The organism is Rhodococcus sp. 1163 (assembly GCF_002091985.1).
GTDB lineage: Bacteria > Actinomycetota > Actinomycetes > Mycobacteriales > Mycobacteriaceae > Rhodococcoides.
On the sequence record NZ_MKKX01000017.1, the window covers coordinates 372,163 to 392,651 of the forward strand.

At 61.8% G+C, this 20,489-nt stretch carries 24 protein-coding genes and 1 tRNA gene; 9 read left to right on the forward strand and 16 right to left on the reverse strand.

The window, feature by feature from the left end:
* Positions 1 to 27: 27 nt before the first annotated feature.
* Positions 28 to 693, forward strand: a complete 666-nt coding sequence (locus BJD99_RS05230; protein WP_084345711.1) for a pyridoxamine 5'-phosphate oxidase family protein — start codon at positions 28 to 30, stop codon at positions 691 to 693.
* Here BJD99_RS05230 and tgt read toward each other — a convergent pair.
* From tgt to BJD99_RS05265, 7 genes are all read right to left on the reverse strand, one after another.
* Positions 683 to 1,954, reverse strand: a complete 1,272-nt coding sequence (tgt, locus tag BJD99_RS05235; RefSeq protein ID WP_084345712.1) for a tRNA guanosine(34) transglycosylase Tgt — start codon at positions 1,952 to 1,954, stop codon at positions 683 to 685. The genes BJD99_RS05230 and tgt overlap by 11 nt on opposite strands.
* Positions 1,935 to 3,857, reverse strand: a complete 1,923-nt coding sequence (locus BJD99_RS05240) for an ABC transporter ATP-binding protein (RefSeq protein WP_084345925.1) — start codon at positions 3,855 to 3,857, stop codon at positions 1,935 to 1,937. The genes tgt and BJD99_RS05240 overlap by 20 nt, the downstream gene beginning before the upstream one ends.
* Before the next feature lie 23 nt (positions 3,858 to 3,880).
* Positions 3,881 to 5,611 carry an ABC transporter ATP-binding protein gene (locus BJD99_RS05245; RefSeq protein WP_084345713.1) on the reverse strand — a complete coding sequence of 577 codons (1,731 nt, stop codon included), beginning with the start codon at positions 5,609 to 5,611 and terminating at the stop codon, positions 3,881 to 3,883.
* A gap of 83 nt (positions 5,612 to 5,694) precedes the next feature.
* A complete protein-coding gene (locus BJD99_RS05250; RefSeq protein ID WP_084345714.1) occupies positions 5,695 to 8,013 on the reverse strand; it encodes an MMPL family transporter in 2,319 nt (772 codons plus the stop codon).
* An 11-nt stretch (positions 8,014 to 8,024) separates the two neighbouring features.
* Positions 8,025 to 8,648 (reverse strand): TetR/AcrR family transcriptional regulator, encoded by a 624-nt coding sequence (locus BJD99_RS05255; protein WP_269302181.1) that lies wholly within the window; start codon positions 8,646 to 8,648, stop codon positions 8,025 to 8,027.
* Between the two features lie 114 nt (positions 8,649 to 8,762).
* A complete protein-coding gene (locus BJD99_RS05260) occupies positions 8,763 to 9,218 on the reverse strand; it encodes an Rrf2 family transcriptional regulator (protein WP_179142189.1) in 456 nt (151 codons plus the stop codon).
* 168 nt (positions 9,219 to 9,386) lie between these two features.
* A complete protein-coding gene (locus BJD99_RS05265; RefSeq protein WP_084345717.1) occupies positions 9,387 to 9,893 on the reverse strand; it encodes an alpha/beta fold hydrolase in 507 nt (168 codons plus the stop codon).
* 148 nt (positions 9,894 to 10,041) lie between these two features.
* On the opposite strand from BJD99_RS05265, the gene BJD99_RS05270 reads away from it, so the two are divergent.
* Together BJD99_RS05270 and BJD99_RS05275 are read left to right on the forward strand one after the other, a co-directional pair.
* Entirely contained in the window at positions 10,042 to 10,578 is a 537-nt protein-coding gene (locus BJD99_RS05270; RefSeq protein ID WP_084345718.1) for a DUF3558 domain-containing protein, read from the forward strand.
* A 30-nt stretch (positions 10,579 to 10,608) separates the two neighbouring features.
* On the forward strand, positions 10,609 to 10,992 hold the full coding sequence (locus BJD99_RS05275) for a hypothetical protein (protein ID WP_256895499.1): 384 nt from the start codon (positions 10,609 to 10,611) through the stop codon (positions 10,990 to 10,992).
* 40 nt (positions 10,993 to 11,032) lie between these two features.
* Here BJD99_RS05275 and BJD99_RS05280 read toward each other — a convergent pair whose 3' ends face one another.
* Entirely contained in the window at positions 11,033 to 11,383 is a 351-nt protein-coding gene (locus BJD99_RS05280) for a VOC family protein (protein ID WP_084345927.1), read from the reverse strand.
* A gap of 86 nt (positions 11,384 to 11,469) precedes the next feature.
* Complete coding sequence (locus BJD99_RS05285) at positions 11,470 to 12,156, reverse strand: YceI family protein (RefSeq protein ID WP_084345719.1); 687 nt, start codon at positions 12,154 to 12,156, stop codon at positions 11,470 to 11,472.
* Between the two features lie 164 nt (positions 12,157 to 12,320).
* Between BJD99_RS05285 and BJD99_RS05290 the strand changes: the two genes are divergently transcribed.
* From BJD99_RS05290 to BJD99_RS05310, 5 genes are all read left to right on the forward strand, one after another.
* Positions 12,321 to 12,983 carry a hypothetical protein gene (locus tag BJD99_RS05290; protein ID WP_084345720.1) on the forward strand — a complete coding sequence of 221 codons (663 nt, stop codon included), beginning with the start codon at positions 12,321 to 12,323 and terminating at the stop codon, positions 12,981 to 12,983.
* Entirely contained in the window at positions 12,980 to 13,468 is a 489-nt protein-coding gene (locus BJD99_RS05295; protein WP_084345721.1) for an RDD family protein, read from the forward strand. Before BJD99_RS05290 ends, BJD99_RS05295 begins: the two co-directional genes overlap by 4 nt.
* Positions 13,469 to 13,472: 4 nt before the next feature.
* The gene (locus BJD99_RS05300) at positions 13,473 to 14,483 is read left to right on the forward strand and encodes a PHP domain-containing protein (protein ID WP_084345722.1); all 1,011 of its coding nucleotides are present in this window, start codon (positions 13,473 to 13,475) and stop codon (positions 14,481 to 14,483) included.
* Between the two features lie 74 nt (positions 14,484 to 14,557).
* Entirely contained in the window at positions 14,558 to 15,385 is an 828-nt protein-coding gene (locus BJD99_RS05305; protein WP_256895500.1) for a S9 family peptidase, read from the forward strand.
* 31 nt (positions 15,386 to 15,416) lie between these two features.
* Complete coding sequence (locus BJD99_RS05310; RefSeq protein ID WP_084345724.1) at positions 15,417 to 15,947, forward strand: hypothetical protein; 531 nt, start codon at positions 15,417 to 15,419, stop codon at positions 15,945 to 15,947.
* 47 nt (positions 15,948 to 15,994) lie between these two features.
* Here the strand turns inward: BJD99_RS05310 and BJD99_RS05315 are convergent, their stop codons facing one another.
* The 6 genes from BJD99_RS05315 to BJD99_RS05340 form a co-directional block, all read right to left on the reverse strand.
* The gene (locus BJD99_RS05315; RefSeq protein ID WP_084345725.1) at positions 15,995 to 16,483 is read right to left on the reverse strand and encodes an FBP domain-containing protein; all 489 of its coding nucleotides are present in this window, start codon (positions 16,481 to 16,483) and stop codon (positions 15,995 to 15,997) included.
* A gap of 7 nt (positions 16,484 to 16,490) precedes the next feature.
* Positions 16,491 to 17,069, reverse strand: a complete 579-nt coding sequence (locus BJD99_RS05320) for a TetR/AcrR family transcriptional regulator (protein ID WP_084345726.1) — start codon at positions 17,067 to 17,069, stop codon at positions 16,491 to 16,493.
* A 164-nt stretch (positions 17,070 to 17,233) separates the two neighbouring features.
* Positions 17,234 to 17,324 (reverse strand) — tRNA-Ser (locus BJD99_RS05325).
* A gap of 59 nt (positions 17,325 to 17,383) precedes the next feature.
* Positions 17,384 to 17,581: a CsbD family protein gene (locus tag BJD99_RS05330; RefSeq protein ID WP_084345727.1), complete on the reverse strand. Its 198-nt coding sequence runs from the start codon at positions 17,579 to 17,581 to the stop codon at positions 17,384 to 17,386.
* Positions 17,582 to 17,676: 95 nt separating this feature from the next.
* A complete protein-coding gene (locus tag BJD99_RS05335; protein WP_084345728.1) occupies positions 17,677 to 18,129 on the reverse strand; it encodes a nucleoside deaminase in 453 nt (150 codons plus the stop codon).
* Positions 18,130 to 18,135: 6 nt separating this feature from the next.
* Positions 18,136 to 18,699, reverse strand: coding sequence for a tRNA adenosine deaminase-associated protein (locus BJD99_RS05340; protein ID WP_084345928.1), 564 nt, complete (start codon positions 18,697 to 18,699; stop codon positions 18,136 to 18,138).
* Positions 18,700 to 18,782: 83 nt separating this feature from the next.
* Between BJD99_RS05340 and BJD99_RS05345 the strand changes: the two genes are divergently transcribed.
* Positions 18,783 to 19,739 carry a prephenate dehydrogenase gene (locus tag BJD99_RS05345; protein WP_256895501.1) on the forward strand — a complete coding sequence of 319 codons (957 nt, stop codon included), beginning with the start codon at positions 18,783 to 18,785 and terminating at the stop codon, positions 19,737 to 19,739.
* Here BJD99_RS05345 and BJD99_RS05350 read toward each other — a convergent pair.
* Positions 19,712 to 20,227, reverse strand: a complete 516-nt coding sequence (locus BJD99_RS05350; RefSeq protein WP_143542078.1) for a putative glycolipid-binding domain-containing protein — start codon at positions 20,225 to 20,227, stop codon at positions 19,712 to 19,714. The genes BJD99_RS05345 and BJD99_RS05350 overlap by 28 nt on opposite strands.
* Between the last annotated feature and the right edge of the window lie 262 nt (positions 20,228 to 20,489).

Sequence of the window (20,489 nt, forward strand, 5' to 3'; positions counted from 1 at the left end):
CCACAAGCTGAGGACCAGGCCTGAGCCATGCCCAACAATCACTATCACCATCTGATGTTCGGGCCCTCCGCAATCGAGCGGCAGAAAGCGACGGGGAGCTACACCGCGTACGGGTCACAGACCGAACGCCCCGACGACGGCCCCATGCCGCTGGATACCCGAGAGAAACTCATCATCCGCGAGGCCGATCAGTTTCACATCGCCTCCGTCGCCGAATCCGGCTGGCCCTACATTCAGTATCGCAGTGGCCCAAAGGGTTTCCTTCAGGTACTCGACGATTCGACGCTAGGTTTCGCTGACTTCGCCGGCAACAACCAATATGTGACCGCGTCGAATATCGATCACGACGGCCGCGTTGCACTATTTTTGGTGAATTATCCACTGCGCCAGCGCCTCAAGCTCTACGGCAGAGCACGCGTGATCGAAGCGGACGCCGACCCCGAACTGCAGGCAAGGCTCGAGGATCTGGGAACTCGAACAGTTGCCGCGAAGTCCGCGCGCAGCATCGTCATCGACGTCGAGGCGTTCGACTGGAACTGCTCGCGTAGCATCATTCCGCGATACGACCAGGCGTACCTCACCGAGTTGTCCAAGGTGTACCAACGCAAGGCGGCCGAACGTGAAGCAGAGCTGCTCCACCGGATCGAAGATCTGGAAGAGCAACTCGCCCACCAGAAACGGACTACCGGTTAGCACTTCCGTAGAAACGACCGAGATATTCGGTCTTGAACTCCTCGAACCGTCCCTCGTTTATCGACGCTCGGATATCGTCGACCAACTTCACGGTGAATCGCTCGTTGTGGATGGTGCACAGCGTCGAGGCCAACATTTCCTTCGCCTTGAACAGGTGGTGGATGTAGGCCCGCGTGTAGTGAGCACATGTGTAGCAGTCGCAGTGTTCGTCGATCGGTGTGAAATCACGACGATTCTTTGCCGTATTTATGTTGAAACGTCCTGTTGGGACATAGATTGCTGCGTTACGTGCGACACGAGAAGGGTTGACGCAGTCGAAGGTATCGGCGCCGTTCTCGATGGCGGTGAAGAAGTCGTCGGGCTCACTGATACCAAGCATGTGGCGCGGCTTGTGTTCGGGCAGTTCCTCGTTCACCCACCGCACGATCGTCCCGAGATTCTGCTTCTCGAGAGCGCCGCCGATGCCGTAGCCGTCGAAACCTCGCCCGGTCTCACCGGTGATCGTCTCCAGATCGTGTGCGGCCTTGCGTCGTAGATCTTCGTATTGCGCGCCCTGCACCACACCGAACAACGCCTGATACGGCTTCCCGACGCGTTCTGCGGTCAGTCTTTCGTGTTCCTCGACGCAGCGGACGGCCCATGCCTGGGTTCGGTCGACCGATAGTTCCTGGTAGCCACGGGTGTTCATCAGGGTGGTGAGCTCGTCGAAGGCGAACATGATGTCGGCGCCGAGGCGGTGTTGGATTTGCATCGACACCTCGGGCGTGAATCGATGCTTCGAACCGTCGAGATGTGATTTGAAGGTGACGCCGTCGTCGTCGACGTGGGCGAGGCGTTCCTTGCCTTCGGCGATGACGTCGTCGGACTCCACACGGCTCGCGTCCATGGAGATGACCTTCTTGAAACCGACGCCGAGCGACATCACTTGAAAGCCCCCACTGTCGGTGAAGGTCGGCCCGTCCCAGTTCATGAACTTACCGAGGCCACCTGCTTCGTCGATGATGTCCGAGCCCGGCTGCAGGTACAGGTGATATGCGTTGGCGAGTACGGCCTGGGCGCCGAGCTCCTTCATCGCTTCTGGCAGAACCGCTTTGACGGTTGCCTTGGTGCCGACGGCAATGAACGCCGGGGTAGCGATGTCGCCGTGCGGGGTGTGGATGGTACCGGTTCGACCGAGCTGACCGTCGAGGCGGCTGTCGATGTCGAAGAAGGGGTCGTTTGGAGCGCTCACTCGACCAACCTTAGGCGAACTGCGACGCATACAGCCTGTTGTACGCCCCGCCCGACTCGACGAGCGAGTCGTGATTGCCTTGCTCGACGATCCGGCCGTCCTCCATGACGACGATCAGATCGGCGTCGCGGATGGTCGAGAGTCGGTGCGCGATGACGAAGCTGGTGCGGTCGCTACGCAGGGCTGCTGTTGCCTTCTGCACCAGCAACTCGGTGCGCGTGTCGACCGAACTCGTCGCCTCGTCGAGAATCAGGATCAGCGGCTTGGCGAGGAACGCGCGAGCGATGGTGATGAGCTGCTTCTCACCGGCACTGACATTGTTTCCTTCCTCGTCGATGATCGTGTCGTAGCCGTTGGGCAGAGAGTGCACGAACTTGTCGACGTAGCTCACTCGCGCCGCCTCGAGAATCTCTTCCTCCGACGCATTCGGATCTCCGTAGGCGATATTGTCGCGAATCGTTCCGCCGAAGAGCCAGGTGTCCTGCAACACCATTCCGGTCCGTCCACGTAACTCGTCGCGGCTCATCTCGCGGGCGTCGACGCCATCGATGGTGATTCGGCCCGAGTCGAGTTCGTAGAACCGCATGATGAGGTTCACCAATGTCGTCTTGCCGGCTCCCGTGGGGCCGACGATTGCGACGAGATGCCCGGGCTCGGCAACCAGCGAAAGGTCCTCGATCAGTGGCTGACTCTCGTTGTAGCGGAACGAGACGTTCTCGAAGGCGACGCGGCCGAGATTCGACACGGGGACGACAGGTTCGACTGGATCTGCGTCCTCGTCGTCGGCGTCGAGCAGGTCGAAGATCCGCTCGGCCGAAGCGACGCCGGACTGGACTAAGTTCACCATCGATCCGACCTGCGTCAGTGGCTGGGTGAACTGACGCGAATACTGGATGAACGCCTGTACTTCACCGAGGCTCAGCGTGCCCGATGCAACTCGCAGCCCACCCACGACGGCGATGATCACGTAGTTGATGTTTCCGAGAAACATGATGGCGGGCATGATCATTCCGGAGATGAACTGTGCCCGGAAGCTCGACTCGAACAGTTTGTCGTTGCGGTCGCCGAACTCCTGCTCGACCTCCGCCTGCCTGCCGAATGCCTTGACCAGTTCATGACCGGTGTAGGTCTCCTCGATCTGACCGTTGAGCCGCCCCGTGTGCTTCCACTGGGCGACGAAGTGCGGCTGCGATCTCTTGGCGATGACGGCTGTGACAACGAACGACGCAGGAACCGTCAGCACCGCAACGAAGGCGAGCAATGGCGAGATCCAGATCATCATCCCCAAGATGCCCAACACTGTCAGCACCGAGGTGATCAACTGACTCAAGGTCTGCTGCAGGCTGGTGGAGACGTTGTCGATGTCGTTGGTGACGCGACTGAGTAGCTCGCCCCGGGTTCGAGAGTCGAAGTACTTCAAGGGAAGTCGGTGGATTTTGCGCTCCACACTGTCACGCAGATTGCGCACGGTCCGCTGGAGCGCGATGTTGAGGATGTATCCCTGGGCCCAGGCGAGCACCGCCGACGCCAGATACAGCGCGAGTACGAACAGCAGAACATTCCCGACGGCCGAAAAGTCGATCCCGACGCCAGGGGTGACGTCCATTCCGGACACCAGGTCTGCGAAGGTTCCCTGCCCTTGCGCACGAAGTCCGTCGATCGCTTCCTGCTTGGTCTGGCCGGCCGGGAGCTGATTCCCGACCACACCGTTGAAGATCAAGTTGGTGGCATGCCCGAGGATGTTCGGACCAGCAACGGTGAGAACAACGCTGACGACGGCGAACGCCAGCATCAGCGACAGCAACGTCTTCTCCGGCTTCAGAAGTCCGAGTAGTCGTTTGAGTGAGGACTTGAAGTTCAACGCCTTCGTTCCGGGCGCTCCAGGCGCGCCAGGACGTCCTGCTGCCGGCCCCGCCGATGGGGATTTCGTCAGTACAGGCTGTGTAGCCGGCTTCGTCACGATGCTGCCACCGCATGCTGCGAGTCGACGATCTCGGCGTAGGTGGGGCACGTGATGACCAGGTCTTCGTGCGTACCGAGCCCGACCGGTCTGCCGTCGTCGAGCACGAGGATCTGGTCCGCGTCGACGATGGTCGAGACGCGTTGTGCAACAACGATCATGCAGGCATCCTTCATGACGGGTTTCAGCGCGCCTCGGAGGTTGGCATCGGTGGTGAGGTCGAGCGCGGAGAACGAGTCGTCGAACAGGTAGATGCTCGGGCGTCGCACGAGGGCCCGTGCGATCGCGAGCCGCTGACGCTGGCCCCCGGAGACAGTTGTTCCGCCCTGCGCGACGGCGGTCTCGAGGCCGTCGGGCATCTTTCGGACGAAATCTGCACCTTGTGCGATCTCGAGCGCCTCCCACAGTTCTTCGTCGGTGGCGTCGGACTTGCCATATCGAAGGTTGGTGGCGATGGTTCCGGAGAACAGGTAAGGCTTCTGCGGGATGAGGCCGATCTCCGATCTCAGGATGTCGATGTCGAGTTCGCGAATATCGACGCCGCCGACCAAGACCTGCCCCGCCGTGACGTCGATGAGTCTGGGGATCAGGTTGATCAGTGTGGTCTTACCCGATCCGGTACCGCCGATGATGGCGGTGACCTTGCCTGGTTCGGCGACGAGGTCGACACCGCTCAGTACGGGGAATTGCGCTCCAGGAAAGGAGAATTCGGCGTTGCGCAGCTCGACACGGCCGGGCGTCGTCACGAATGCCTTGGGCGCGGCCGGCAGTACGACCGAAGATTCGGTGGCAAGCACCTCGCTGATGCGGTCGGCACATACCGACGCCCGCGGCACCATCATCGCGATGAACGACGCCATCATGACCGACATCAGGATCAACATGATGTAGCTGAGAAGCGCTGTCAACGAACCGATTTCCATGGTTCCGTCGTTGATGGCATGGCCGCCGAACCAGATCACCGCGACGCTGGTCACGTTGCTGATCAGCATCACTGTCGGAAACATGAGGGCCATCAACCGACCGACACGAAGCGCGGCATCGGTCAAGGAGTCGTTGGCGACGGCGAATCGATCGATCTCGAATCGCTCACGCACGAAAGCCCTGACGACGCGGATGCCGGTGATCTGCTCACGGAGTACGCGGTTGACTGCGTCGATACGGATCTGCATGGACCGGAACCCCGGCACCATGCGAACCACGATGAGTCCCATCGAGATTGCCAGTCCGGGAACCGCGATCAGCAGTATCCAGGCCAGACCGATGTCTTCCCGAAGCGCCATCACCACCCCACCGATACACATGATCGGCGCCATCACCAAAATGGTGAAGCCCATGACGATCAGTAGCTGGACCTGTTGCACGTCATTGGTGTTGCGGGTGATGAGCGACGGCGCGCCGAACTGCCCGACTTCACGTGCCGAGAATGTCCCGACGCGATGCAGAATGGACTTCCGCAGATCGCGGCCGGCACCCATGGCAGCTTTCGCACCGATGAGCACGGCCGCGACCGAGCAGACGATCTGAACAAGCGAGACACCCAGCATCCACATGCCGGTGGACACGATGTAGTCCGTGTCCCCGCGAGTGACGCCGTTGTCGATGATGTCCGCGTTGAGTCGCGGTAGGTAAAGCGAGGCAGCCGTGGCCACGAACTGCAGCACCACCAGTGCCGCAATCGAACGCTTGTACGGGGCCAGATAGGTCTTCAGCAGTGGAATCAGCATGACGGCCGAAGGTTACTCGTGCACATATAGAACAGTCTCCACACTTTTCGGGGTGTACGAGGCAACCTTCGGCCGATCTCGACTCAAGCCGTGACTGGTTGCTCCTCCTTGGCCTTCGGCCTGGCTGCGTTCAACTTGGCACCTTCGATGTCGACGTCGGGAAGAATCTTGTCGAGCCACTTGGGCAACCACCACGCTTTGTCGCCGAGAAGCGCCATCACCGAAGGGATGATGACCATGCGGACGACGAATGCATCGAAGAAGACTGCGGCAGCCAAGGCAAAGCCGATCGACTTGATGAACGAGTCCGGTTCGGCCATGAAGGCCGCGAACACGGAGATCATGATGACGGCAGCGGAGGTGACGACGCGTGCGCCGTACTTGAACCCGTTCACGACGGCGTCCTTCGCAGATGCGCCGTGCACATACTCCTCCCGCATGCGAGACACCAGGAACACCTGGTAGTCCATCGCGAGCCCGAACACCACACCGATGAGGAAGATCGGCATGAAGCTCACGATCGGTTGCGGGTTGCTGATCAGCCCCAGGCCACCTTCTTGGAAGATGAACACCGTGGCGCCGAACGTGGCGAGAACGCTGAGCAAGAAGCCGATGGTGGCCGTCAGAGGCACCAGAATCGACCGGAACACCAGCATCAGCAGCACGAACGCCAGTCCGACCACCACTGCCAGGTACGGCACCAACGCGTCCTGCAAGCGTTCGGAGACGTCGATCTCGAGCGCGGTCTGACCCGTCACGCCGTAGGAGACGCCGGTGCTCTCCTTCACTCCGGATTCCGCGGCCCTCAGGTTTTCGACGAGGTCCTTGGTTTCCTGACTGTTCGGTCCACTGGACGGTGTCACGATGATCTGAGCGGTATCGCCGGCCGGGTTCACCGCGATGACCTGAGCGTTGGACACATCGGATTGTTCGTAGATCGCGTCGACGACCTTCTGGAAAGCCGCAGTGCGATCGGCGTCGGCCACATCGGTGGCGTCGGCGATGGTCAGAAGCGGTCCGCTCTTACCCGGTCCGAATCCTTCACCTTCGAGGTCGTAAGCCTTACGCACCGATGTCGCCGGGTCGGCAGTGGCAATACTCGGCAGTGCAAGCGAGAGTCCGGTCGTCGGGCCTGCGATGACGCCGAGGAGCACGATGCCGCCGATGAGACCCAGAGCTGGGCGCTTGACCAGGAAGCGTGCCCAACGAAGGCCATTGGTCGGCGTCGCGTTCGGATCTTCGGGGTCGGTGGTGTTGACGAACTTGATCTTGCCTGCGAAAGCCTTGCCCTTGTAGAGGCCGAGCATTGCGGGCAGGAAGGTCAGCGCAATCAGCACTGCGGTGAACACGGCGAAGGCCGCGGCCAGACCCATCTGCGAAAGGAATGGAATTCCGACGACGCGCAGAGCAACGAGCGCAATCAACACAGTTGCGCCGGCGAACACGACGGCCGAGCCTGCCGTACCGACGGAGCGTCCGACGGCTTCCTCCCGGTCATCGGTGAGCGTCAGCTCATGCCGATAGCGGGCGAGAATGAACAGTGAGTAGTCGATGGCGACCGCGAGGCCGATCATCACCGCCAGAATCGGGGTGAACGAGGACAGATCGGCGAAGCCGGACGCGGTGGTGATGGCGAGGCTGCTGATTCCGATGCCGACGATGGCAGTGATCAGCGGAAGGCTAGCCGCGGCGGCCGAACCGAACATGATGAGCAGCACGATGGCGGCGACGGCCAGGCCGACGATTTCGGACGTCCCGCCCGGTGGGGACGCATCCTGGGCGACACTGCCACCGAGTTCGACGGTGAGGCCCGCATCGCGTGCCGGCTGCGCAGCATCGTCGAGTGCGGTACGCAGATCGTCGGTGACATCGGCGAGTTCGGCGGCAATCGGGACATCGAGCGTGCCGATGTTGCCCTCCGGACTCAACGGCGACAGCGCTGCGGCATTGGCGGCCGCGACGTCGGGAGCAGTGCCGTCCTTGGCTGCGAGCTCGTTGTACTGCTCGACGATTGCTTTGTTGCCAGCAACCGGTCCGACCAGCGGCTTCTCTCCGCCTGGCTTGACCGCGGCCTCGACGTCGGCGATCTTGTCTATCTCGGCGATGGTGGCATCGATCGCTGCGGTGTACGCAGGCGTGTCGAGGCTTTGACCATCAGGCGCTGCGAAGACGTAGTTCGCGGAGACGGCTGTCAGCGGGTCTTCGGCGTTACCGAATCGCTCGGCTTGCAGATCGAGTGCGGACTGCGCGGGAGTGCCCGGAATATTGAACGAGTTGGCAGTCGGACCTGAGAGGGTCGACGCCCCGATGCCCGCCAGCACCAGAATTGCGAGCCACAGGGCAATGACTATGCCTTTTCGTCGGTAAGCGAACTTGCCGATTCGGTATAGATAGGTGGCCACTGGTTGGTTCCTCAGTTCGTTTTCGTTGTATTCGGGGCCGGAAGGCCGGCTTGCAGTTGATCGAATGCATCCTCGACGAGCTGTTTGGGTGAGAGCATTCCCGAGGTGTCGTTGGTCCAGAGGGTCAACGCTGCAACGACAGCGGCGCCGACGGCCATCTGCAGCAGGTTCGGATAGAGATCGGTCTCGATGTCGGTGCCGGTTCGTTGCGCGATCGCTTCGCCGAGTACGCGGGTGAGCGACTGATGAATTTCGAGCTTGCGGGCCATCACGGCGGGATTGGACTCGATGAGCTGTGCGGCCGCGAACGTCTCGCCGAGATCACGCTCGGGATCGGTCACGATCGACACGGCGATGTAGCGCAGCGACTCCCAGATCGGTTCCTCCGCCGGCCGCGCACGAAGCATGCCGAACCACTCGAGCGCAGATGTCTCGATGTGATGGAGGACAGCTTCTTCCTTGTTGGCGAAGTAGTTGTGAAATGTCCGCGTGGATACGCCTGCCTCGGCAGCGATGGCGTCGGCTGTGACCGCGTCCAGTCCCCGAGCCGTGCCGAGACGGACAGCCGCGAGACCGAGAGCATCGCGGGTTGCCGCCTTCTTCAGGTCACGAAGGCCGGTGTTGGGAACAGTCACTCCACCCAAACTACGGACTTTGCAGAGTTCTGCAATGTTGCACTCGACTGCAAGTATGTCGAATGCGTCACAGCGAATAGTTTTTATGAACTAGGACACATCACAAAAACTACTTCAGCGTCGTGCCCACGCCGCCGGATCGCTGGTCAGGTCGAAGATGAGCGACGGCAGGTCATCGTCGGCGATCTCCGCCAAAGAGACAGCCTCCAAAACGGCGCGCATGTTCGATCGCACAGCAAGCCACACCAACCGGAGGGGTTCAGCAGGACCGGGATAGTCGACATCCTCCGGGCGCTGACCCCGCACCGACGCCAGCGGGCCCTCGACCGCTCGAATGACATCGGCGACGGAAATCTCCGCGGGTGGACGGGCCAACCAGTAACCGCCGTCCGGGCCACGCCTGCTGCGTACCAAATCGGCTCGCCGAAGATCGGCGAGAACGGACTCCAGGAACTTGTGCGGGATGTTCTGCGCCGTCGCCAGCGCCTCTGCCTTTCCCGGAGCTCCGCCGGCCGCGGCAATCTCGAGTAGCGTCCGCACGGCATAGTCCGCCTTGGCGGTAATGTGCACCGTCGGTCCCTTCGTAGGATGTCCCCAATTCCTACCATTCGAATAGGAAATGAGCCAGTTCCTGCCTGATGGAGCGGACACCCATTGGAAGCGGACACCCTTTTTGCTAAGCCCGTACCGTTTCTCACACGCGAACATGGCGGCATGCTTTACAAAAACGGTGCACGCTTATGCCGTCCAACTCGCTGCGATCGTGTCGAGTACGCCGACGAACTGGTGCCCACCCGATCGGTGCTCGTGCACGGACGCCGAGGGTAGACGGGTCGAGTGCAACTTCAAATGGTCAAACGGCACCACCTCGTCGTCGCGGCAATGATGCAACGACAGCGCCACTTGGGGTTCCGGTCCAGTGAACGCATAGTCCTCGACGTCCCATCCTTTCGACGTCCAGTCCGGCATCGCCAGCAGCACTGCGTTCGACGGAATGGCTCGACGTTTCTCCGCAAGCACACGTATCAGGATCGATGCGCCGAAAGAATGCCCGACGACGATATCCCCGGACTTCATCGCGTCCAGATACGTACGGACAATCGTGGCCCATGCCTCGAACGACATATCTTGGTCCGGGATGTGCGGCATCTCCATGGCACACCCGAGTCTGTGCGCAAGCCCTTCCGCTATCGGGCGATCGTCGACGTATCCGCCGGCACCATGGAAATAGAGCAGTCGACGCATGTGATGCATCCTCCTCGAATCTGGTTGGTCCAGTAAGCAGACCCGGGCGGTCGAGCGAATTCACCGGTTTGGCTCAGGCGCCGGCGGAAGGGAACCGTTTCTGTCTCGACTGCGTCTAATCTGTCGACGGAACAATCAAGGAGGGGCGATGCGACGTGGAGTGCTGGCAACAGCCGCTGCCCTGACCCTCCTCACCAGCTGCGGCCAACCCGTCGAAGGCAACGCGGTCGCCGGCGAACCCTCACTGGCCGACCAGTTCGACCCCTGCACCATCCCCGACGACGCCATCGCGCGCACCGGACTCGATCCCGACTCCCGTCGCGCCGAGGCTGATATCGGGATTTCGACCAAGGATTGGAAGAGATGCCACTGGCAGGACGCGTCGACAATTTCGCGGTACTCGTATCACGTCCTATTTTCACAAAAGTTCACCCTTGCCGACGTGCGAACGAATCCGGACAATGTCGGATTCTCCGACGTCATGGTCGGTACTCGTGCAGCGCTGCTCTACCGGTTGAGGGTTTCCGACAGCAAGGGAATTTGCGACCTCGCATTCGACACAGAAGAGGGTGTCGTCATCATTTTTGCCAACAGTCAAAGCCCCAGCGATACTGCCGGACAGAACCTTTGCGAGATCGTCCGGCGACACACGGAAGATGTCGAATCGTATCTTCCACCATCGTGAACAGTCGAGCGTCCATCAAAAGGAGCACACGTGCCCCCGAAATCAATCGAACCGAATCTCCTAACGCATTGGCACGACCTCGCTGCCGAAGCAGACAATGGCCACCTCTACTTGACTGCTGACGCCGCAAGAGCGTGCGATGTGGCGTGCGATCAGTATCTCGATTTGCTGAAAACCTGCAAGAATCGCGCCTACGAACTCGCGCACGTCAAAGGCATGGGTGACTTCGAATCCGGCCGGGCGCTGGCGCGGAAGTTTTCGCTGAAAGCAGTGGGCGGTGACAACAACCTCGTCGATGTCTTGGACAGCCACATTCTCGTAGTCGAATCCATGCAAACTGTATTCCGCAAGTTCATCGTCAGCACCGCCGCAACCGACGGGGAGAACGCGTCGAGTATCGACGGGCCAAAGTAGGAGTCCAAACACCCGATGGCACGGGCAAAACGGCGTTCTCTCAGTGCTGTTGGACGATATTGAAGACGTTCCCATCCGGAGCCCGGACGAAGAATCGAGTCACTCCCCAGGTTTCGGTGGTCAGCGGATGCACGATGTCGTACCCATTCTCCTGCGCCTCGGCGAGGGCCGCGTCGATGTCGTCGACTTTGATCGAGACGACGGGGTTGGCGGAGGCAGACGCGTCGTGCGTAAGAATTTGGATGTGGGCTCCTGTGCTCGGCGACGTGTACCGGGCGACCCATCCCAGGTTGAACTCTTCGACGCTCAGGCCGAGGTAGTCGGTGTAGAAGCTTCGTGCCTCGCCCATATCGGGTACCGCAATGTCGGCGATGATATCGGTGATCTTCATGTGCATCTCCTCCGCGAGGTGATCTTCTTTCCCAAATCCTGCCACGAGGCTGGGGCACATGGATCGACGTTCCTCGAATCGGTGTTCTAAGTGCTCGAGTTGATCAGAAAGTCCACGGATCCGGTTGCTTCGACTGTCACGAATCCTAGTGATGGCGGTTCGATTCCGTAGTCGCTCCACGTCGTCGGGATACTTCCCGACGCGATCAGCGAATCACCGGATTGCAGTACCTCCATCTGAACCGAGACCTTCCGCGACTGGTCTTTGAGTGTCAGAGTGCCTTCTGCTGTGACAGTTTCGGTAGTTCCGTCCTTCGGGAGTGCCGACAGATCGACAGGCGAATCGATGGTGAACATTGCCGTCGGGTAGGTGGCCGTGTCGAAGATGTTTCCGCGGAACTGGCTGTCGCGCCGCCCATTGTCGGTACTGATCGAATTCGTCTGCACCACAACCTCGCCCGCGGTGAGCGAATTATCGGCGATGGTGACGCTGCCGCTCACTTCGGTGGTCGAACCCACGACCGTGACGTCGGCCCCGTTGAGGACCTCCTTGACGGTGTATCCCGCGGCCGTCGTGTTGGCCGCGTCTCCCGCGACCACCGTCCACCGTCCGTCGATGCCGTCGGTCGACGCGGCCTGCGCTCCGGACGTGGACACGGTAGCTGCAGGGGCGTCGTCCTCGGCGAAAATTTTGCCGTAGATCCAGGGTCCGACGAGAATTACGAGGGCCACTACGACCACTATCCCGAGCGCACTCCACCGTTTCTTGGTCATGCAACCCGATGCTAGTTGCACCTTCAACTCGATGGGTGACCTAGCGCCTGGCAAGTTACTGAGATATTCGTCCGTCTTCGCCGGCAGGGCTCGGACTGGATAGCCGTACCAAAACTCCTCCCGAACTGGAATGCTGGTATTCGACGATCAAGGTGGTGGCGCGTATGCCGGACGAAGTACGACTGATCAACCTCGCTGCCGGCATGGCGGTGACGGCAGCAGGTGCCGCACGCGGATCCTTGCGCATGCTCACCCGCCTCCCCGGGCTGTCCGGACCTGCCGAAGCTCTGTCCGTACGCGGCGAGCGGGCGGTAGCTGCAGCCGCTGTAGTCGTGGACGCTCTGATTCGTCTCACGATCACCAAGGTGGTAGCTGCTGCCCTGGACGAGATCGATCTGACGCGGCTCATCCGAGAGAACGTCGATATCGATTCCATCGTCGAGGGCGTCGACCTGGACAGAGCTGTCGCGAGGGTAGATCTCGACAGCGTGGTCGCCCGAGTGGACCTCGACAAGGCCGTGTCGCGGGTCGACATTGCCGCCGTCATCGGTCGAGTCGATCTCGATGCCATCATCGAGACCGTCGACCTCGATCGCGCCGTTGCGCGGGTGAACCTCGATTCCGCGATCGCCAAGGTGGACCTGATCGCTCTCGCGAACTTCGTGATCGAGGGCGTCGACCTGCCGGACATCATTCGCGAGTCGACGGGGTCGCTGTCGGCCGAGGCTGTGCGAGGAGTCCGCAGCCAGGGAATGCAGGCCGACGATGCGGTGACGCATTTCGTCGGACGGCTGTTCGGACGCGATCAAGGTCCGGCGACCCCATGAGCCATCCACAACCTTCATTCGAGGACATGCGGCCGGCCGGGATCGTCACGCGCGGAGTTGCAGCGTTCATCGATCTCGCCGTGGTCGGGGCGCTGATGGGGTCGGTGTACGTCGGCTCCCTCTTCATGCAGTTGCTGTTCAGTCCGCAGTCCTTCAGCTTTCCTTCTCCTGCGGTATTCCTGTCGATTTCGGTCTTTCTTGCGTTGTCGATCGGCTATCTGACGCTGTGCTGGGCGACGACCGGTCGTACGGTCGGCGCAATTCTGATGGGTGTCCGACTGGTCTCCCCCCGTCACGGAGTGCTGCGGTGGCCGTTGGCGGCATTACGGGCCGTGCTCTGTGTCGTGTTCGCTTTCGGTCTGTTGTGGGCGGCTGTCGACGGGCGCAGGCGATCGTTGCAGGACATCGTGCTGCGCACCTCGGTGGTGTACGACTGGCAGCCGAACGCCGCGTTGGTCGACCCGCACGCGACTACTGGACAATAGGGACATGGACCCGATCGAAGCACTCCGCGAGATCGCCTATTGGCTCGAACGCTCACGCGCAGACACGCACCGTGTCAAGGCATATCGACGGGCAGCCGACGTCGTGGAATCGTTGGACGAAGCTGCGCGTTCGGAGCGCAACAGAACTGACTCGTGGTCCGCTCTGCCGGGGATCGGCGCTAAGACTTCCCTCATCATCCGGCAGGCCGTCGCAGGAGAAGTCCCCGAATATCTCGAGGAGAAGCGCGCCGAGGCACAGCCGATCGGCGAGAACGATCTACGTGCCGCGCTGCGCGGTGATCTGCACACCCACTCGAACTGGTCCGACGGCGGAAGCCCGATCGAGGAGATGATGCGAACGGCCCGCCGGCTCGGCCACGAGTACTGCGCGCTTACCGACCATTCGCCGAGACTTACTGTCGCCCACGGACTGACGGCCGAGCGTTTACGCCGTCAACTCGACGTCGTCGCCGAACTCAACGAGCAACTGGCGCCGTTCCGCATCCTTACCGGAATCGAGGTGGACATCCTCGACGACGGGAGCCTCGACCAAGACGGAGGGCTGCTCGCCGAGCTGGATATCGTTGTGGCAAGCGTGCATTCGAACCTTCGTGCCGACTCGGACACCATGACGCGGCGGATGGTCAACGCAATCGCCAACCCCCACGTCGATGTGCTCGGTCACTGCACCGGCAGGCTCGTCGAGGGCGGTCGCGGCACTCGGCCGGAATCGAAGTTCGACGCCGAGGTGGTGTTCGAAGGCTGTAAACAGTTCGGCACTGCGGTCGAGATCAACGCTCGACCGGAACGCCAGGACCCACCCGAGCGGCTCATCGACATCGCGCTCGAACGCGACTGCCTGTTCTCCATCGACACCGACGCGCACGCGCCGGGCCAATTGGATTGGCAGGGCTACGGATGCATTCGAGCCGAACAACAGGGCGTTCCGGCCGAACGCATCATCAACACTTGGGCACTCGAGGAACTCCTCGCTTGGACCGGTGGTAGTCGGTGAGATCAAGCCGAACCCTCACTTGCCTTACAACTCTCGCCCTTCTCTCCGGATGCACCTCTACCCAGCAGACCCAAGTGCCGCAGGCGCTTCCGACGCCGTCGCCTGCGCTGGTCCCCGCACAGTCCGATCCACCGATCCGACTTGCGTACGGTGCGAGCAAAGACAACATCGGAGATCTCTATCTCCCCGACAACGGCGTCGACGGACTCCCCGTTGTGGTCATGGTCCACGGCGGCGGTTGGCAAGCGAAGTACGACATGACGTACTTCGCTCCCATTTCGCAGGCGATTGCCGATCGCGGAATCGCCGTGTGGAACATCGAGTACCGCCGCGGTGTCGACTGGCGGGACACCCTCGCCGACGTCGACAACGCAACGGAAGCACTTGCGAACACCGTTCAGGAAGCCGCCGGTGGTCGATTGGATCTGGACCGCGTACAGGTTGCGGGGCACTCCGCGGGCGGGCAACTCGCGGCGTGGATCGCCGGCCGACACACACTCGACGCGTCCGCGCCGGGGGCGCAACCACGCATCCGTCCAGCCAGCGCGACAATCATGGCCGGGGTCTTCGACATGGCGCGGGCAGCGAACATCGGCAACGACAGGTTTGTCCCTGCATTCCTCGGTGGCATGCCCGACCAGGTTCCCGACAACTATCGCATCGCATCGCCGATCAACCATCTTCCGACCGACGTCGCGGTCACAGCAATTCACGGTGACAGCGACGCGACCGTGTCGGTGAACCAAAGCAAGGTGTACGTCGAGGCCGCTCGGTCGGTGGGAGACTCTGCCGAGCTCGAGATTCTGCCCGGCCTGGGTCATAGTGACTTCGTCGATCCCACGTCGGTGGCGTGGTCGACGTCGATCGATACCATTGCCGAACACGCTGCATCGCTGAACTGATCGAGCCACTCCCCTGATACATACTTTGCTCATGATGCGGATGATGTGGGTCGGCGTGCTCTCGATTCTTGCGCTCACCGGTTGCAGTTCGGAGGCGCCCAACTCGTCGAGCGAGGCTTCGGCTCCGGCCACCTCGGCGACATCTTCCGCAACTGCGCCTGCATCCTCGGCTCCCGCCGGGCCCTCGACCGCAGCCGAGGCTCCCCCGCTTGCGACGCCACCGCGATCACCCGAGCCGCTGCCCGAGGATGTGGGAGCAGATTTACCCCCGGTCGCGACGCCGCTCGGATCCCCCGAGCCGATGCCGGCACCGGAGGCGAACGTGGCTCTACCGCCGGAAGGAACGGATATGCCGCATGGCGAAGCGTTGTACCTCGACATCTGTCAGCGCTTCCTTCCCGCGATCGACGCGTTGGAATCGACAGGGGCAGCTAGCCGGGAACAGTCCGTCGTGGGGATGAGAGGAAAAATGGAATCCAATCCGAGTTGGTCGACAGTGTCGGTAGAGGATCAGCAGGAAATTGTGCGCGGACTCAGTGCCGCTGGAAACGGAAGTTGCTGAACGCAGCTGCCGTTTCCAAGCGTTTCGACCGCTGGGCTCACCCGTACTCAGATATAGAGTCGATGGACGAACAGTTCGATATTTTCCCTCACTCGCCCAGCACGCTCCTCGGGAGTGAGGTTCTCGCGGTATCGATTGCCCAGCGCCGGGGTCTTTTTACCTCTCGCGTACAGCGAGCATGCGAGATCGGTGCACATGTACGTGCCGACAGTGTTTCCACGTCGACCTGATTCGCCGACCTTCTTCGCCGTCATCAGCGACACGTTCCCCCGCGAATGCGTGGTCGTGCAGATCGTGCACATCTGTGCTCGATCGGATCCTGTTGTCTCGTAACGCAACGCAATGCCGATGACACCTGCTGGACGCGGAACGACGAGGTAGCCGCGGCCCGCGTATGAGCTATCGGTCCATCCGAGGAAATCCAGTTCTTCCCAACGCTTTTCGTCGAGGTCACGTGGAACGCTCATCCGCTTCGTGTCCCCCTTGGAACAGTTGACGAATGACGCGCGTATGTCCTGTTCGGTGACAGGGTCCATGGTGATATCACTCCTTGGTAAGTGTCGGCCAATGTTCGAGTGCGTGGTGAAGCACGTCGAGCACCCTTTTCCACGAGTCCTCGGATTCACGCGGGGTGTACGCGAAGCCACCCGCAGCCTCGAGCGCGATGAAACCGTGAAACGTACTGCCCAGCAGCCGGACCGCATCGGTCTCGTCCGGTTCGGCGAGAGCGTAGGCACGCAAGACAGCACGCGACATGGCCGAATGCCGTCGGGCATCACTGGCCGCTGCCACGTCCGGGTCGAGGTCGAATTGCGTCGATGCGTAGCGTCCCGGATGCTCCCTGGCGTAGTCGCGGTAGGCGTTCGCGAATGCGACGAGTGCGTCCTTGCCCGCCCTGCCGGCCAAGGCGTCGGAGACACGGTCTGCGAGCTCGGACAACGACGCGACGGATACCCGCTGGCGTAATTCTCGCAGGTTCTTTATGTGCGAGTACAGGCTCGCGTCCTTGACGCCGAACGAGCGGGCCACAGCGAGCATTGTCACGTTCTGGAAACCGATCTCGTCGGCCATGTCCGCCGCCACCTCGGTCAAGCGAGAAAGCGTCACCCCTGCGCGTGCCATCGGACTCCATTCGAACTTGCTGTCTTAGTTTTTTAGCTAGCTGCTCTAGGTAGAGTAGAGCAATTCCACGCTTTGCGCCACGATTTCGGGAGCAGTAGTTGTGGAGGGCATGCGAAGAAGGCACAAAAAAAGCTCCCCACCTGCGTGATGCAGGTGGGGAGCTTTGGCGGTGGCGGAGGGATTTGAACCCTCGGACGGGGGTTACCCGTCACGCGCTTTCGAGGCGCGCTCCTTAGGCCGCTCGGACACGCCACCGCGGAAAACTGTACCGCAGTGACGGCGCGACACTAAATCGCCAGCTCAGCGTTAGTGGATCAGTGTCCGGTGAGCTTGTCCTTGATGGTGGAGGCTGCGTCCTTGACCTTCTCCGCGCCATCCTTGACTGCGGAAGAGACCTGATCGCCCTTGCCCTCGTTCTCGAGGTCCTTGTTTCCGGTGGCCGAACCGGCAGCTTCCTTTGCCTTGCCGCCCAGATCCTCGGTCTTGTTCGAGATCTTGTCGTCGAGTCCCATTAGTGCCTCCTAGGCAATGGAGTTACCGAGCGCGGGTACCGCGCCCCTTGCTCTAGGGGCTTATCCCGTGGGTGCAGCCGTCAAACATGAGAAGTTCATAAGCGTTCGCGGGCGAAGAATTCACGCAGGGTGGCAGCGCACTCCCCTTCGAGAATCCCACCACGGACGTGCGGTCGGTGAGTGAGTCGGCGGTCTCGAACGACATCCCACAGCGATCCGACGGCGCCCGTCTTCGGTTCCCACGCCCCGAAGACCACCCTTTCGACACGAGCCAGGACCAGTGCGCCGGCGCACATCGTGCAGGGTTCCAGGGTCACGGCCAGCGTGCACCCTTCGAGCCGCCACCCGTCGCCGTGCACAGCGGCGGCCGCCCGCAGCGCCAGAATCTCGGCGTGAGCCGTCGGGTCCCCGGTGGACTCGCGCGCATTCGCGGCACGGGCCAGTTCGCGTCCGTCGGCGTCGAAGATCACTGCGCCGACCGGAACGTCACGATCGGACGCATCCCCCGCAGCGGCCAGTGCCGCTCGGATCAGATCCTCGTCGACCACGCCGGACTACCGAGGAAACTTGTCCAGAACGGCCGCGAGTTCGTCGGGGAAGCCGAGTCGCTCTGCGATCGAACCGAGCTGCTCGTCCGGATAGAGATCGGTTTCGGCCACGATGATGCCCAGGACCGCTTCAGGCAGGCCTAGATCGGCCAGCAACGCAAGATTGCCTTCTTCCCAGGGCTCGATGTCATCGAGGTCATCCGGGTCGATATCGGGGATATCGACGTTGAGTGCGTCGAGTACCTCGGCAGCGATGTCGTATTCGATCGCAGCGGTGGCATCGGAGATCAGCAAATGTGTGCCCGACGGCGCGGGCCGGAGGATGACGAAGAACTCGTCGTCGATGTCGAGTAGCCCGAATACCGCGCCCGAGCTGCGCATCTCCCGTAGTTCGGTTTCCGCCGCCGACAACGACGTCAATGCCGACATCGGTAGCGGTGTCACTCTCCACTTGCCGTCTTCCCGGACGACGGCAACGCCGAAGCCGTCCAGGTCGTCGTAACTGTTGTCATCCGGACCGTCGTCGTTCTTCGCCTTGGCGGAGTTGTTGCTCCCGCGCTGTGCAGCCATGCGCGCAACGGTAGTCGTGAGGACCACCGAAACTGAAGTCCGCCGTCAAGACGCCGTTTCGAACGGTGTGTCAATCTATTCGGGTGACTACTGCCCCTGTGTGCGTTCTCGGACTCGGCCTGATCGGTGGATCGGTTCTGCAAGCTGCCGTTCGAGGTGGCCGGATCGCATGGGGATACAACCGGTCCGCGGACGCGATCGCCGGTTCCGTCGAAGCCGGCTACGACACCGGTACCGATCTGACCGCGGTGCTCACCCGTGCCGCCGAGTCCGGTGCGCTGATCGTCATCGCGGTCCCGATGCCCGCAGTCGACGCAATCCTCGCCGCCATCGCAGAGCATGCACCGAACAATGCGCTCACCGACGTCGTCAGCGTCAAAGCCGAGGTAGCGGCGGCAGTGTCACGACGGGGTTTGTCCGAGCGGTGGGTAGGCGGGCATCCCATGGCCGGCACCGACCAGTCGGGTTGGTCCGCCGCCGATCCGGAACTGTTTCGAGACGCAGTCTGGGCTGTCGGCGTCGACGACGGCGTCGACCCGCAGGTGTGGCGTGAGGTGGCATCGCTGGCACTCGACTGCGGTTCGGTCGTCGTACCCGTCGAAAGCGGTGAGCACGACCGCGCTGTCGCCCGGATCTCACATCTTCCGCATCTCCTGGCCGAGACGCTCGCCCTCGTCGGGGCCTCCGGCAGCCCGCTGGCGTTGGGTCTGGCAGCAGGTTCGTTTCGTGACGGAACGCGCGTCGCGTCGACGGCACCGGCTCTGGTCAGTGCGATGTGCGAGGCAAACTCCGCCGCCCTCACCGACGCGCTCGACGAAGCGCTCGACGTGCTGACCCGGGCCCGCGAGGAACTGGCAACGGACGGGTCGACGCGCACGCTCGTGACAGCCGGGCATCGCGCGCGCACCCTCTACGAGGAGCACCAGCGATTCGATATCACCGGCATCGAACCGGGTGATGATCAGTGGCGCGAAAAATTCGGCTCCGCGGGAAGAAAAGGCGGAGTGATCCGTCAGATTCGCTCGGCGAGCCCCGGGTAGTCGAGTACGAATCCGTCGGAATCGACCTTCAGTGTGGATGTCGAGACCGGTGAAAGAACGTGGATGCCGTCGGCGCCACTGCTGTAGGTGAGTTCGGCTTGCTGGATGGACAAGTCGAGCAAGTTGACGTAGATCACGGGAACCTGCACGTCGGAGGCATCGGTGTGCAACTCGAGCCGACGAATCGGCAGCGTATTGAAGAATGGGCTGAACACGACGTCGACATCGAGCGCCCCATTGTAGGTGGACCGCTGATGGTTGGACGAGTTCTCGATCATCCAGTAGCCCTCGTTGTCGCGACTCACCGAAGCCTGCTTCTCGCCTCCCGCGACGAATGTTCGCAGCGAGAGCCTGCGAGTGATGCCGTTTTCGTCGGTCACCAGGTCGTACGACGCGCTGAATGCCGGATGCTCCGCGCAGGCACCGCCGATGATCCGTCCGGCTGCCTTGATGCGATTGCCGCTCAGTTGGACGCGTACCGACTCCATCCGGGGAGCGTCGTGTGCCCGCCACGTCAAGATGGCAGGAAAGGCCGGCGCCGACGAACCCAGGGGTTCTGGCGCGGAGCCTGCGGAAAGACCTGGTTTTACTGGGGGGGAAACGCGTTGTTCACCCGGGGCTGGAGTGGTCACCCGACTACGGTAAGCGACACGGACCCCTGTAGAACAAGCGGTAGCGATTTTTATCCTCCGGGTACGGCTGACGGAGTCCTGCCTCTCACGGTTACAGGAGTCGTAATCCGACATTTCG

Excerpts from the sequence above, each read along its gene's own strand:
- BJD99_RS05315 (WP_084345725.1), bottom strand. The coding sequence starts at position 16,483 with ATGGACCCTGTCACCGAACAGGACATACGCGCGTCATTCGTCAACTGT.
- BJD99_RS05350 (WP_143542078.1), bottom strand. The coding sequence starts at position 20,227 with ATGGAGTCGGTACGCGTCCAACTGAGCGGCAATCGCATCAAGGCAGCC.
- BJD99_RS05230 (WP_084345711.1), top strand. The coding sequence starts at position 28 with ATGCCCAACAATCACTATCACCATCTGATGTTCGGGCCCTCCGCAATC.
- BJD99_RS05285 (WP_084345719.1), bottom strand. The coding sequence starts at position 12,156 with ATGACCAAGAAACGGTGGAGTGCGCTCGGGATAGTGGTCGTAGTGGCC.
- BJD99_RS05310 (WP_084345724.1), top strand. The coding sequence starts at position 15,417 with ATGATGCGGATGATGTGGGTCGGCGTGCTCTCGATTCTTGCGCTCACC.
- BJD99_RS05340 (WP_084345928.1), bottom strand. The coding sequence starts at position 18,699 with ATGGCTGCACAGCGCGGGAGCAACAACTCCGCCAAGGCGAAGAACGAC.
- BJD99_RS05265 (WP_084345717.1), bottom strand. The coding sequence starts at position 9,893 with ATGCGTCGACTGCTCTATTTCCATGGTGCCGGCGGATACGTCGACGAT.
- BJD99_RS05295 (WP_084345721.1), top strand. The coding sequence starts at position 12,980 with ATGAGCCATCCACAACCTTCATTCGAGGACATGCGGCCGGCCGGGATC.
- tgt (WP_084345712.1), bottom strand. The coding sequence starts at position 1,954 with ATGCGTCGCAGTTCGCCTAAGGTTGGTCGAGTGAGCGCTCCAAACGAC.
- BJD99_RS05330 (WP_084345727.1), bottom strand. The coding sequence starts at position 17,581 with ATGGGACTCGACGACAAGATCTCGAACAAGACCGAGGATCTGGGCGGC.
- BJD99_RS05245 (WP_084345713.1), bottom strand. The coding sequence starts at position 5,611 with ATGCTGATTCCACTGCTGAAGACCTATCTGGCCCCGTACAAGCGTTCG.
- BJD99_RS05300 (WP_084345722.1), top strand. The coding sequence starts at position 13,473 with ATGGACCCGATCGAAGCACTCCGCGAGATCGCCTATTGGCTCGAACGC.
- BJD99_RS05280 (WP_084345927.1), bottom strand. The coding sequence starts at position 11,383 with ATGAAGATCACCGATATCATCGCCGACATTGCGGTACCCGATATGGGC.
- BJD99_RS05290 (WP_084345720.1), top strand. The coding sequence starts at position 12,321 with ATGCCGGACGAAGTACGACTGATCAACCTCGCTGCCGGCATGGCGGTG.
- BJD99_RS05270 (WP_084345718.1), top strand. The coding sequence starts at position 10,042 with ATGCGACGTGGAGTGCTGGCAACAGCCGCTGCCCTGACCCTCCTCACC.
- BJD99_RS05320 (WP_084345726.1), bottom strand. The coding sequence starts at position 17,069 with ATGGCACGCGCAGGGGTGACGCTTTCTCGCTTGACCGAGGTGGCGGCG.